This window comes from Streptomyces sp. A01, assembly GCF_059026195.1.
Genome location: NZ_JBWLKN010000001.1, coordinates 128,017 through 142,879, shown reverse-complemented (window position 1 = coordinate 142,879; position 14,863 = coordinate 128,017). Strand labels below are relative to the sequence as shown.

General features: G+C 72.9%; 1 protein-coding gene (cut by a window edge). It reads right to left on the bottom strand.

From position 1 onward, the window contains the following. Window positions 1-14,863, bottom strand: the 5' portion of a protein-coding gene (locus AC5P1B_RS00545; protein WP_493884476.1) for a type I polyketide synthase. 1,466 nt of this gene lie to the left of the window's left edge; 14,863 of the gene's 16,329 nt are visible here — the first part of the coding sequence; its start codon is at window positions 14,861-14,863; its stop codon lies beyond the left edge, outside the window.

Sequence of the window (14,863 nt, the reverse complement as noted above, 5' to 3'; positions counted from 1 at the left end):
TTCCGGCGCGCAGCGCCAGCTGCGGTTCACCGGAGTCGGCCCCGGCCGCCAACCGGCGCCAGGACGCGGCCTGTTCGTCCATATCGAGCAGTACGAACCGGTCCGGGTGCTCCGACTGGGCGGACCGGATCAGGCCCCAGACCGCCGCCTGCGCCAGGTCCGGCGACGGCTCGCCCGGGGCTCCGGTGGTCACCGCGTTCCGGGTCGTCAGCACCAGCCGGGCACCCGGCAGGCGGTCGTCGGCCAGCCACTGCTGGGCGAGGGCCAGGACGGCGCCGGTGGCCGAGGCGACAGCGCCGGGCGTGGCCGCGCCGGAGTCGGCCGACGCGGCGGGAACGCCGACGAACACCAGCTCCGGCTCGGCCGTGCCCGCGGCGATGGCGGTCCCCAAGGATTCCAGGTCCGGGTACGCCGAGGCGTGGACTCCGCTCGTCCGCAGTCCGTCGGCCAGCCCCAGGGTGTCGGGGCCGACGACGGCACAGCTCTCCGGGCGCGGGGTGGCCGCCCCGGCGAGGGGCACCGTCGCCCAGCCGAGCCGGAACAGCGAGTCCCGGTGGCTGCCCCGAGCGGCCCCGAGCTGTTCCTCGGTCACCGGACGCATCATCAGAGCGTCCACCGTGGCCACCGGACGGCCCGTCTGGTCGGCGATGTCCAGCGCCACCACATCGGTCACGGAAGGCGACAGCCTGACCCGCAGCGCGGTGGCTCCGGCGGTGTGCAGCCGTACTCCGGACCAGGAGTACGGCAGCCGCCCCGTCGGCGCGTCAGCGGTGCTGTCCGCCCGCAGCCCGAGGGCGTGCAGAGCGGCGTCCAGCAGCGCCGGGTGCAGCGTGAACAGGCCCGCGTCGGCCAGGGTGTCCCCCGTGGTCGCGACCTCGGCGAACAGCTGGTCGCCGAGCCGCCAGGCGGCCCGCAGCCCCTGGAACTCCGGTCCGTACGCGAATCCGGCCTGGGCGGCCCGGTCGTAGAACGTGTCGACCGGCAGCGGCGTCGCCCCCTCCGGGGGCCACACGGACAGTTCGGCGGGCGCGGTCGGCACCCCGCCGGAGGTCAGCACACCCGTCGCATGCCGGGTCCACGCCTGGTCGTCCGCCGCGCGGTCGGGGCGGGAGTGCACGCTGACGTCGCGCCGCCCGTCCTCGTCCGGCCCGCTCACCAGCAGCTGGAACCGTACGCCGCCCTGTTCCGGCAGGAACAACGGGGCCTCGACGGTGAGTTCGGCCACCTGGTCGCATCCGCAGCGGTCCGCGGCCCGGACGGCCAGCTCGACGAAGGCCGTACCCGGCAGCAGGACCGAGCCCATGACGGCGTGGTCGGCGAGCCACGGGTGCGTGTCCAGCGACAGCCGCCCGGTGAGCAGCAGCCCACCGGTGTCCGGCAGCTGCACCGCGGCACCGAGCAGCGGATGGTCCGCCGTTCCGAGCCCGGCGAACTCCACGTCGCCCCCGGAACGTCCACCGCCCAGCCAGTACCGCTCGCGCTGGAAGGCGTACGTGGGCAAGTCCACCGGACGCGCGCCCCGGCCCGCGAAGAACCGCGCCCAGTCCACCGGCACACCCCGCACATGGGCGGCCGAGACGGCCGTGGTGAGGGACTGCACCTCGGCGCGGTCGCCCCGCAGTACGGGCACGAGTACGGCCGAGGAGTCTTCGGGCAGGCACTCCTGCCCCATGGCGGACAGCACCCCGTCCGGGCCCAGCTCGACGAACGTGGTCACGCCCTGATCGGCGAGCGTACGCACCCCGTCGGCGAACCTGACCGCCTCCCGGACATGCCGCACCCAGTACTCCGGCGAACACAAGTCCCCGGCGGTGGCGAGCTCACCGGTCACATTCGACACGACGGGGATACGCGGCGCGTCGTACGACAGCTCTTCGGCCACCTTCCGGAAGTCCGCCAGCATCGGCTCCATGCGCGGCGAATGGAACGCGTGCGAGACCGTCAGCCGCTTGGTCTTACGACCGTTGGTCCGGAACCTCTCCGCGATCTCGCCGACCGCGTCCTCATCGCCCGAAAGCACGACGGACGACGGCCCGTTGGCGGCGGCGATCGACACCCGGTCCGTACGGTCGGCGAGCACCGTGGACACGTCGGCCTCGGTCGCCTGAATGGCCACCATCGCACCACCGGCGGGCAGCGCCTGCATCAACCGGCCCCGCGCCGCCACCAGCACACACGCGTCGGCCAACGACCACACACCCGCCACATGCGCGGCGGCCAGCTCACCAATGGAATGACCCGCCAGATAATCCGGCACCACACCCCACGACTCCACCAGCCGGAACAACGCCACCTCAAGCGCGAACAACCCGGACTGCGCGTACACCGTTTGGTCGATCAGCTCCGCATCACCGAAGACCACCTCACGCAGCGGCCTGTCCAACTCGGCGACGAACCCCGCACACACCGCGTCAAACGCCTCGGCGAAGACCGGGAACGCCTCGTACAGCTCACGTCCCATCCCGGCCCGCTGCGCGCCCTGCCCCGTGAACAGGAACCCGACCCGGCCACCGTCGGAGACCGAACCTCGCACCAGCCCCGGTGCGTGGTCTCCACCGGCCAGCGCGGCCAGGTTGTCCAGGAATCCGCTCCGGTCGGCCGCGACCACGGCGGCGCGGTGGTCCAGCGTCGCGCGCGAGGTGGCCAGTGACAGACCGACGTCGGCCAACGCCTCCTCAGGGCGGGCCTGAAGGTGCCCGATCAGGCGCTGCGCCTGCTCACGCAGCGCGGCCTCAGTCCTGCCGGACAGCACCCACGGCACCACCGACGACCGCACACCGACCGGCTCATCCACGGCAACCGAGGAAGCCCCCTCGGGCGCCTGCTCCACGATCGTGTGCGCGTTGGTGCCACTGATACCGAACGAGGACACCGCAGCCCGGCGCGGACGGCCGGTCTCCGGCCACTCCCGCTCCTCGGTCAGCAGCTCCACCGCACCCGCCGACCAGTCCACCTGCGGCGACGGCTCGTCCACATGCAGGGTTCGCGGCAGCACACCATGGCGCATCGCCATGACCATCTTGATCACGCCGGCGACACCGGCGGCGGCCTGGGTGTGGCCGATGTTCGACTTGATCGAGCCCAGCCACAGCGGCCGGTCGCCGTCCCGCTCCTGGCCGTACGTGGCCAGCAGCGCCTGCGCCTCGATCGGATCGCCCAGCTTCGTGCCGGTGCCGTGTGCCTCGGCGACGTCCACATCGGCCGGTGTCAGACGCGCGCTGCTCAGCGCCTGCTGGATCACTCGCTGCTGCGAGGGGCCGTTGGGCGCGCTGAGTCCATTGCTCGCGCCGTCCTGGTTGACCGCCGAGCCACGGATCACCGCCAGCACCCGGTGCCCGTTGCGCTGCGCGTCGGACAGCCGTTCCAGCAGCAGCATCCCGGCGCCCTCGGCCAGCCCGGTGCCGTCGGCGGCGGCCGCGAACGCCTTGACCCGTCCGTCGGCTGCGAGGCCACGCTGTCGCGAGAACTCCACGAAGGTGTTCGGCGTGGACATCACGGAGACGCCGCCCGCGAGAGCCAGTGAGCATTCGCCCTGCCGGAGGGCCTGCGCGGCGAGATGCATGGCCACCAGGGACGAGGAACAGGCCGTGTCCACGGTCACGGCAGGGCCTTCAAGACCGAAGGTGTAGGCGACCCGGCCGGAGGCGATGCTGTTGGAGGAGCCCGACCCCAGATAGCCGTCGACGCCCTCGGGGACGACCCCCACCTGGGAGGCGTAGTCCTGGTACATGAGTCCGGCGAAGACCCCGGTGCGGCTGCCCTTCAGCGAGTCGGGATCGATGCCCGCACGCTCGAACGCCTCCCAGGAGGTTTCCAGCAGCAACCGCTGCTGCGGGTCCATCGCCAGCGCCTCGCGGGGTACGACACCGAAGGACCCGGGGTCGAACTGCGCCGCGTCGTAGAGGAATCCACCGTCCCGCGCGTAGGACGTACCGGTGCTGTCCGGATCGGGGTTGTACAGCCTTTCCAGTTCCCAGCCACGGTCGGTCGGGAATCCGCCGATGCCGTCGCCGCCGCTGACGACCAGTCGCCAGAGGTCCTCGGGAGAGGCCACCCCGCCGGGGTAACGGCAGGCCATGCCGACAATGGCCACCAGCTCATCGGCCGCGAGGACCGCGCTCGCCCCGGCGTCCACCGCGCCCTCGGCGCCGTCGCCCAACAGCTCGGCCAATACGTGGTCGGCCAGCGCGACCGGGTTCGGGTAGTCGAAGATCACGGTGGCGGGCAGTCGCAGATCCGTCACCGCGGTGAGGCGGTTACGGAGTTCCACCGCGGTCAGCGAGTCGAAGCCCAGCTCGGTGAAGGCTCGCCCGGCGTCGATCCGGTCCCCGGAAGCGTGGCCCAGAACGGTCGCGACCTCACGGCGGACCAGTTCCAGCAGCGTACGGGTCCGGTCGGCCTCCGGCAGCGCGAGCAGCCGCCCCTTCAGGGAAAGCGCGCCACCGGCCGTCCCGGCGCCCAGCCGCCGCCTTGCGGGAGCGCGGACCAGGCCGCGCAGGAGAGCCGGGACCGCACCGGCCGAAGCCACCGACAGCGAGGCGGTGTCGAGACGCATCGGCACCAGTACAGGCTCATCGACCGCCCCCGCGCTGTCGAACAGCGCCATGCCCTCGCTGGCGGACAGCGCCGCCATCCCGGCACGACGCAACCGGTCCAGGTCGCCGTCGCCCAGCGCGCCCGTCATGCCACCGGTCTGCTCCCACAGGCCCCACGCCAACGACTGGGCCTGAAGTCCGGCCGCGCGTCGCCGCGCCGCCAGCGCGTCCAGGAAGGCGTTGGCCGCCGCGTAGTTCCCCTGTCCGGCGCCGCCCAGGACACCCGCCACCGAAGAGAACAGCACGAACGCCGACAGATCCAGCTCCCGCGTCAGCACGTGCAGGTTCCACGCGCCATCCGCCTTCGGCCGCAGCACGCCCGAGACCCGCTCCGGCGTCAGCGCCCCGAGCACACCGTCGTCCAGCACACCGGCCGTGTGCACCACGCCCCGCAGCGGGTGCGCCGCCGGGATGCCGTCCAGCGCCTTCGCCAGCGAGTCGCGGTCGGCGACATCACACGCGGCCACGGTGACGCGCGCGCCCAGCGCGGTCAGCTCGTCCCGCAACTCCACCGCGCCAGGCGCCTCAAGTCCCCGGCGGCTGGTCAGCAGCAGGTGCCGCACCCCGTGTCCGGTCACCAGATGGCGGGCCACCACCGCGCCGAGCGCGCCCGTACCGCCGGTGACGAGCACCGTGCCGTGGGCGTCCCATGCGGCGGCAGCGGACACCGGTGCGGTCGCCCGTACCAGCCGTGGCACCCGTACGGCACCCGCCCGTACCGCCGCCTGCGGCTCGCCGGACGCCAGCACCGACAGCAGCGCGAGCCCCGCACCCTGGTCCGCATCGAGGTCGATCAGGACGAACCGGTCCGGATTCTCCGACTGCGCCGAACGCACCAGACCCCACACGGCGGCCGACGCCGGATCGGGTACGTCCTCGCCCGGGCCCGCCGCCACGGCGCCACGTGTGACGAGCACCAGCCGCGACTGCGCGAACCGCTCATCGGCCAGCCAGGACTGGACCAGCTCCAGCGCCCACCGGGTGGACGCGTGCACACCCGCGAGCATCCCGTCGTCGCCAGCGTCCTCGGGCAGCGGTCCGGAGCGGCCGGGCGTACCCGCCAGCACCACATCCGGCACCGGCCCGCTCGCGGCCACCAGTTCGGCCAGATCCCGGTAGACCGGCACCGCGACCTCAGCGCCGCCGAGCAGTCGCGCCAGGTCCGGGGTGCCGTCGCCCAGTACCGCCCACGATTCCACGGCCTCGCCCGCCGGAGCGGCCGGCGGCGCCGTCCACTCCAGCCGGAACAGCGACCCGTGGTGACCGGCGCGTGCCGTGTCGAACTGCTCGCCGCTCACCGGCCGTACCGTCAACGCGTCGATGGTGGCGACGGGTACACCCGTCGTGTCGGTGAGCGTCAGCGACAGCGCGTCGGTGCCGGTACGAGCCAGCCGCACCCGCAGCGCGGCGGCGCCCGCCGCGTGCAGACTCACCCCGGACCAGGAGAACGGCAACCGCGCCTGGCCGGTGTCCTCGACCAGCGACCCCAGTCCGACCGCGTGCAGCGCCGCGTCCAGCAGCGCCGGGTGCAGGCCGAACCGGCCTGCCTCATCGGCCATGTCCTCCGGCAGGGCGACCTCGGCGAATACCTCCGAGCCGCGCCGCCAGGCGGCCCGCAGCCCCTGGAAGACCGGTCCGTAGACCAGGCCCCGGTCCGCCAGGCCCTCGTAGAGGCCCTCGACCGGCACCGGTTCGGCATCCACGGGCGGCCAGGGCAGCGTGTCACTCCCCGCCGCCACGCTGCCGGGAGCCAGCAGGCCATCGGCGTGCCGCGTCCACGCCTGGCCGTCGGTGGTGTCAGCCGGGCGGGAGTACACGGTCAGTGACCGCCGGCCCGCCTCATCGGCGTCGCCGACGGCCAATTGGAGCTGGACAGCCCCCTGTTCCGGCAGGAGCAGCGGAGTCCCCAACGTCAGCTCCGCGACCTGACCGCAGCCGACCTGGTCCCCCGCCCAGATGGCCAGGTCCACCAGGGCCGTACCGGGCAGCGGGACCGTACCCATGACGGTGTGATCGGCGAGCCACCGGTGCGTCTGTACCGACAGCCTGCCCGTGAACAACACCCCCCCGGTGTCCGGCAGTTCCACGGTGGCGCCCAGCAACGGGTGGTCGGCCACCGCCAGGCCCACGGACCGGGTGCCGTCCCCGTGCGCACCGGCGTCGAGCCAGTACCGCTCGTGCTGGAAGGCGTACGTCGGCAACTCCACCGGCCGCGCGCCCCGGCCCGCGAAGAACCGGGCCCAGTCCACCGGCACGCCCCGCACATGGGCGGCCGAGACGGCGGTGGTGAGCGTCAGCACCTCGGAGCGGTCGGCACGCAGTACGGGCACGAACACCGCCCCGGAATCGGCCACGCTGTCCTGCCCCATCGTGGACAGCACACCGTCAGGGCCCAACTCCACGAAAGTGGCCACACCCTGATCGGCCAGCGTACGGACGCCATCCGCGAACCGCACCGCCTCCCGGACGTGCCGCACCCAGTACTCCGGGGCGCACACGTCCTCAGCGGTGGCCAGTCCACCGGTCACATTCGACACCAGCGCGATACGCGGCGCGCTGTACGAAAGCCCCTCGGCGACCTGCCGGAACTCCGCCAGCATCGGCTCCATACGCGGCGAATGGAACGCGTGCGAGACCGTCAGCCGCTTGGTCTTACGACCCTCAGCCCGGAAACCCTCCGCGATCCCGGCAACCGCGTCCTCGTGGCCGGAAATCACCACCGAAGAGGGGCCGTTGACGGCGGCGATCGACACCTGTCCGGTGTGTCCGTCCAGCGCCTCGGCCACCTCGGCCTCGGTCGCCTGCACCGCGACCATCGCACCACCCTCGGGCAGCGCCTGCATCAACCGGCCACGCGCCGCCACCAGCACACACGCGTCGGCCAACGTCCACACACCCGCCACATGCGCGGCAGCCAGCTCACCAATGGAATGACCCGCCAGATAATCCGGCACCACACCCCACGACTCCACCAGCCGGAACAACGCCACCTCAAGCGCGAACAGCCCGGACTGCGCGTACACCGTCTGGTCGATCAGCTCCGCGTCACCGAACACCACCTCACGCAGCGGCCTGTCCAACTCGGCGTCGAACCCCGCACACACCGCGTCAAACGCCTCGGCGAAGACCGGGAACGCCTCGTACAGCTCACGCCCCATCCCCGCCCGCTGCGCACCCTGCCCCGTGAACAGGAACCCGACCCGCCCGTCGCCTGTGGCGGTGCCCTGGACGAGGTCCGGCGTGCTTCCGCCCTCGGCGAGTGCCGCCAAGCCCGCGACGAAGGCGGGCCGGTCGGCGGCGATCAGTGCGGCGCGGCGCTCCAGCGCCACCCGTGAGGTGGCCAGCGAGAGGCCGATGTCGCCGAGTCCGGACTGCGGGTGACGCTCCAGGTGGGCGATCAGGCGCGCCGCCTGGGCCCGTAGCGCCGCCTCGGTGGAACCGGACAGCACCCACGGCACCACCGGGGTGATCACGGCCTGCGCCAACTCGACCGGGAGGACGTCCGGTGTCGTGTTCGGTGTCCTGTCCGGTGCCTGCTCCAGGACAGTGTGGACGTTGGTGCCGCTGATGCCGAAGGAGGAGACAGCGGCCCGGCGCGGACGGCCGGTCTCCGGCCAGTCCCTGGCCTCGGTCAGCAGCTCCACCGCGCCCACCGACCAGTCCACCTGCTGCGACGGCCCGTCCACGTGGAGGGTCGGGGGCAGCGTGCCCTGCCGCATGGCCATCACCATCTTGATGATCCCGGCGACACCGGCGGCGGCCTGGGTGTGGCCGATGTTCGACTTGATCGAGCCGAGCCACAGCGGCCGGTCGCCGTCCCGCTCCTGGCCGTAGGTGGCCAGCAGGGCCTGCGCCTCGATCGGGTCGCCCAGCTTGGTGCCGGTGCCGTGCGCCTCCACGGTGTCCACGTCGGACGCGGAGAGTCCGGCGGCGGCCAGGGCCTGCCGGATGACCCGCTGCTGCGAGGGACCGTTCGGCGCGGTCAGGCCGTTGGACGCGCCGTCCTGGTTGACGGCGCTGCCGCGTACGACCGCCAGCACCTGGTGGCCGTTGCGCTCAGCGTCGGAAAGGCGCTCCACCAGGAGCATGCCGACGCCCTCGGACCAGCCGGTGCCGTCCGCCGCCGAGGCGAAGGACTTGCAGCGCCCGTCCGGCGCCAGCCCGCGCTGCCGGGAGAACTCCACGAAGGTGCCCGGGGTGAACATCACCGTCACACCGCCGGCCAGCGCCAGCGAGCACTCTCCCGAACGCAGCGCCTGCACCGCCATGTGCAGCGCCACCAGGGACGACGAGCATGCGGTGTCCACCGTGACCGCCGGGCCCTCAAGACCGAAGGTGTAGGCGACCCGGCCGGAGACCACGCTGCTGGACGTGCCGGTGCCGATGAAGCCCTCGACCTCGTCCGGTACGGTCCTCAGCCGCGCGCCGTAGTCGTGGTACATGACTCCGGCGAAGACGCCGGTGGGGCTGCCCTTCAGCGAACCGGCGTCGATACCGGCCCGCTCGAAGACCTCCCAGGAGGTTTCCAGCAGCAGCCGCTGCTGGGGGTCCATCGCCAGCGCCTCACGCGGCGAGATGCCGAAGAGTTCGGCGTCGAAGTGGTGCGCGTCGTACAGGAACCCGCCCTCGCGTGCGTAGGAGGTGCCGATGCGGTCGGGGTCCGGGTCGTACAGGTTCTCCAGGTCCCAGCCACGGTCGGCCGGGAACTCCCCGATGCCGTCGGCACCGGTGGCGACCAGCCGCCACAGGTCCTCGGGGGAGGTGACGCCGCCGGGGTAACGGCAGGCCATGCCCACGATGGCGATCGGCTCTTCTGTGGCGTGGTGCCGTGAAGGGGCACCCACGGCCGCCACCGAGGCGGTCATGCCCGGTTGGCTGCCGAGGAGTTCGGCGCCGATGAAGTCCGCGAGCGTGGTGGGCGTGGGGTAGTCGAACGCCAGGGTGGCGGGCAGCCGAAGACCGGTGGACGCGTTGAGCCGGTTGCGGAGTTCGATCGCGGTCAGCGAGTCGAAGCCGAGCTCCTTGAACGCCTTTCCTGACGGCACGGCGTCGAGGCCCGCGAAGCCCAGGGCGGCGGCGGCCTCGGTACGCACCAGGTCAAGCAGCATCCGGTCCCGGTCGGCTGCGGGCAGTCCGGCCAGGCGGTGGGCGAGGGTTCCGGCGGCCGGTTCCGTACCGGTGGCGTCCACCGCGCGCCGGGCCGGGCCGGGGACCAGGCCGCGCAGCAGCGGGGACGGCGCGCCGGTCCGGCGGATGGCCGCCAGGTCCAGTCGCACCGGCACGACGGCGGCGTCGGCCCCCACACACGCCGCGTCGAAGAAAGCCAGCCCCTCGGCCGCGGCCAGCCCGAGCATTCCGGCGCGGCTCATCCGGGCGAGGTCGCTCTCGCCGAGGCCGCCGGTCATGCCCTCGTCGCCTTCCCACAGCCCCCAGGCCATCGAGGTCGCGGCGAGTCCCCGCGCTCGGCGGTGCCCGGCCAGGGCGTCCAGGAAGGCGTTGGCAGCGGCGTAGTTGCCCTGGCCGGAGCTGCCCACGACGCCCGAGACGGAAGAGAACAGCACGAACGCCGACAGGTCCAGGTGCCGGGTCAGCTCATGCAGGTTGAGCGCGCCATGCACCTTGGGCCGGAACACCCGGTCCAGCCGCTCCGGGGTCAGCGCGTCGACCAGGCCGTCGTCAAGCACCCCCGCGGCGTGTACGACAGCGGTCAGCGGGTGCTCGTCGGGGATGCGTGCCAGCAGTCCGGCCAGCGCTTCGCGGTCCGCCACGTCGCAGGCCGCCAGGGTCACCGTGGCGCCCAGTGCCGTCAGTTCGGACTCCAGCTCGGCCGCGCCCGCGGCCTGGGTCCCACTCCTGCTGGTGAGCACCAGCTGCCGGGCGCCGTGCTCGGTGACCAGATGCCGGGCCAGCAGACCGCCCAGCGCTCCGGTGGCGCCGGTGATCAATACCGTGCCGGACGGGTTCAGGGCGAGGCCGGTCGCGGCTTCGGTCCGTGGCACCCTGGCCAGTCGGGGCAGCAGCAGATCGCCTCCGCATACGGCGAGTTGGGGCTCGCCGGAGCGCAGGGCGGCGGCCACCAGGTATGCGGGGGCCGGGCTTGTCCCCGGGGCGACGTCCAGCAGCACGAAGCGGCCGGGGTTCTCCGACTGCGCCGAACGCACAAGGCCCCACACCGCCGCCGAGGCGGGGTCAGGGACGTCCGTCTCGGTGGCCGCGACCGCGCCAGCGGTCACCAGCACCAGCCGCGCCGCCGCGAACCGGCTGTCGGCCAGCCACGCCTGCGTCAGTTCCAGAGCGGCGCACGCGGTGCCGTACGCGGTGTCGTAAGCAGTGTCGTACGCGCCGTCGGCATCGAGGACAGCGTCGGCGTCGGCGTCGGGGACGGTGCCGGGAGTCAGCCGGTGGACGACGACCTCGGGGGACGGCCGTCCGGCGTCAACCGCCGCAGCGAGCGCGGCCAGGTCGGGGTACCGCTCCACGCCGTCGCCCGTCACGCCGGGTCCGGCGTCCTCGGCGGCCAGCTCGGCCCAGTCCTCGCCGCCGCCCGGCGGCGGCTCGTCCGCCACCGACAGCACGTTCCACTCCACCCGGAACAGCGCTCCCCCAGCTACCTCCCCCACGCCGGAGCGAGCCTGCGCCAGTTGCTCAGCGGTGACCGGTCGCAGCACCAGGTGGTCCACGGTCAGCACCGGTCGGCCCAGGGTGTCGGCGATGTCCAGCGCGATGGAGTCGGTGCCCGCCGAGGACAAGCGGACCCGCAGGGCCGGTGCCCCGGCGGCGTGCAGGGAGACACCACGCCACTCGAACGGCAGCTGGACCCGGCCCGGCTCCTTGACGAAGTCGGCCAGTCCGAGCGCGTGCAGGGCGGCGTCAAGTAGTGCTGGATGCACACCGAAGCGCGCGGCATCGCCGGCCGCCTGCTCAGGCAGCGCGACCTCGGCGAACACCTCCGCGTCGCGCCGCCAGGCCGCCCTCAGCCCCTGGAACACCGGTCCGTACGCGAGGCCCATGTCCGCCAGGCGCTCGTAGAAACCCGCCAACCCGACCGGCTCGGCGCCGACCGGCGGCCACGCCTGGCCGACGGCCCCGGCGACCTCGACGGGGCCGTCGGCCCGCGCGGCGGCGGACAGGACGCCGCTGGCGTGCCTGGTCCAGGGACGGTCGTCCGGCGACGAGGCGGAGGGGCGGGAGTGCAGCGTCACCGACCTGCGGCCGGACTCGTCGGCGGCGCCCACCTCAAGCTGGAGTTCCACCGTGCCCTGCTCCGGCACGATCAGCGGGGCTTCGAGGGTGAGTTCGTCCAGCCGGTCGCAGCCCACCTGGTCACCAGCCTGGATGGCCAGCTCCACGAACGCGGTGCCGGGCAGCAGTACCGGCCCCAGCACCGCGTGGTCGGCAAGCCACGGCTCGACGTCGACGGCCAACCGGCCCAGGAGCAGCAGCCGATCCTCACTGGCCAGGCTGACGGCGGCCCCCAGCAGCGGATGGTCCAGCAGGGCCACGCCCCCGGGCAGCTCGCCCTGCCCCTGCCGGGTGGGTGTCCGCAGCCAGTACCGCTCGTGCTGGAAGGCGTACGTCGGCAACTCCACCGGGCGTGCACCCCGGCCCGCGAAGAACCGGGCCCAGTCCACCGGCACACCCCGCACATGGGCGACCGAGACGGCCGTGGTGAGCGTCAGCGCCTCGGAGCGCTCAGCGCGCAGCGCGGGCACCAGTACGGCAGAGGAGTCCTCGGGCAGACACTCCTGCCCCATGGCGGACAGCACACCGTCAGGACCCAGCTCCACGAACGTGGCCACACCCTGGTCGGCCAGGGCACGCACCCCGTCGGCGAACCGGACCGCTTCCCGGACATGCCGCACCCAGTACTCCGGCGCGCACACGTCCTCGACCGTGGCGAGTCCACCGGTCACGTTCGACACCAGCGCGATACGCGGCGCGCTGTACGAGAGACCCTCGGCAACCCGCCGGAACTCCGCCAGCATCGGCTCCATCAACGGCGAGTGGAACGCGTGCGAGACCGTCAGCCGCTTGGTCTTACGACCGTTGGTCCGGAACCTCTCCGCGATCTCGCCGACCGCGTCCTCATCGCCCGAAATCACGACGGACGACGGCCCGTTGACGGCGGCGATCGACACCCGGTCCGTACGACCCTCAAGCGCCGTGGACACGTCGGCCTCGGTCGCCTGAATGGCCACCATCGCACCACCGGCGGGCAGCGCCTGCATCAACCGGCCACGCGCCGCCACCAGCACACACGCGTCGGCCAACGACCACACACCCGCCACATGCGCGGCGGCCAGCTCACCAATGGAATGACCCGCCAGATAATCCGGCACCACACCCCACGACTCCACCAGCCGGAACAACGCCACCTCAAGCGCGAACAACCCCGCCTGGGCGTAGACAGTGCGGTCGATCAAGCCGCGACCGTCCTCGGACCACACCACCTCACGCAACGGCCTGTCCAACTCAGCGTCGAACCCCGCACACACCGCGTCAAACGCCTCGGCGAACACCGGGAACGCCTCGTACAGCTCACGTCCCATCCCCGCCCGCTGCGCACCCTGCCCCGTGAACAGGAAGCCGACCAGGCTCTCCCCGGTGGTCACGCCTCGCCGCAGGGCGGGCGCGTCGCGGTCCTCGGCCAGTGCCGCCAAGCCCGCCAGCAGTGCTTCCCGGTCCGTGCCGACGAGTGCGGCACGGTGCTCCAGCGTCGCGCGCGAGGTGGCCAGTGACAGACCGACGTCGGCCAACGCCTCCTCAGGGCGGGCGTCCAGGTGCTCGATCAGACGCTGCGCCTGGGCCCGCAACGCGGACTCGGTCCTGCCGGACAGCACCCACGGCACCACCGAGGACCGCACACTGACCGGCTCCCCCACCGGCTCATCCACGACAGCCGGGGGAGCCCCCTCGGGCGCCTGCTCCACGATCGTGTGCGCGTTGGTGCCACTGATACCGAACGAGGACACCGCAGCCCGGCGCGGACGGCCGGTCTCCGGCCACTCCCGCTCCTCGGTCAGCAGCTCCACCGCACCCGCCGACCAGTCCACCTGCGGCGACGGCTCGTCCACATGCAGGGTTCGCGGCAGCACACCATGGCGCATCGCCATGACCATCTTGATCACACCGGCCACACCCGCTGCCGCCTGCGAATGGCCGATGTTCGACTTCACCGAGCCCAGCCACAACGGCCGGTCGCCGTCCCGCCCCTGGCCGTACGTGGCCAGCAGCGCCTGCGCCTCGATCGGATCGCCCAGCCTGGTGCCGGTGCCGTGTGCCTCCACCGCGTCCACGTCGGCGGCGGTCAGCCGTGCGTTCGCCAGAGCCTGACGGATGACCCGCTGCTGGGAGGGGCCGTTGGGCGCGGTCAGGCCGTTGGACGCGCCGTCCTGGTTGACCGCCGAGCCACGGATCACGGCCAGCACCCGGTGCCCGTTGCGCTGGGCGTCGGACAGCCGTTCCAGCAGCAGCATGCCGACACCCTCGGCCATGCCCATGCCGTCGGCGGTGGCCGCGAACGCCTTGCAGCGGCCGTCCATGGCCAGGCCGCGCTGGCGGCTGAACTCGACCAGCGGTCCTGGCGTCGCCATGACGGCGACACCACCGGCCAGGGCGAGGGTGCATTCGCCGGACCGCAGCGCCTGGGCGGCGAGGTGCAGGGTCACCAGCGAGGAGGAGCACGCGGTGTCGACCGTCACGGCCGGGCCTTCGAGGCCGAGCGCGTAGGCCACACGTCCGGACAGCACGCTCGTCGCGCTGCCGGTCAGCAGGTGTCCCTCGACGCCCTCCGAGGGCTCGTGGAGCCTCGGGCCGTAGTACTGGTGGCTGGCTCCGGCGAAGACTCCGGTGTGGCTGCCCGCCAGCGAGGACGGGTCGATCCCGGCCCGCTCCAGCGCTTCCCACGAGGTCTCCAGCACCAGTCGCTGCTGGGGGTCCATCGCCAGCGCCTCGCGCGGCGAGATGCCGAAGAGCCCGGGGTCGAAGTCCCCGGCGTCCCGCAGGAAGCCGCCTTCCCTGACGTAGGTGGTGCCCGGGGTCTCGGGGTCGGGGTCGTACAGCCCCTCGATGTCCCAGCCCCGGTCGGTGGGCAGCCCGGAGATCCCGTCGCCGCCTGAGGTCACCAGCTGCCAGAGCTGTTCGGGCGAGCTCACGCCGCCGGGGTAGCGGCAGGCCATGCCGACGATGGCGATCGGCTCTCCTGCCGCCGCCGTCAGCTCGCGGTTCTGCTGCCGTAGACGCTCGGTCTCCTTGAGGGACGCTCGCAG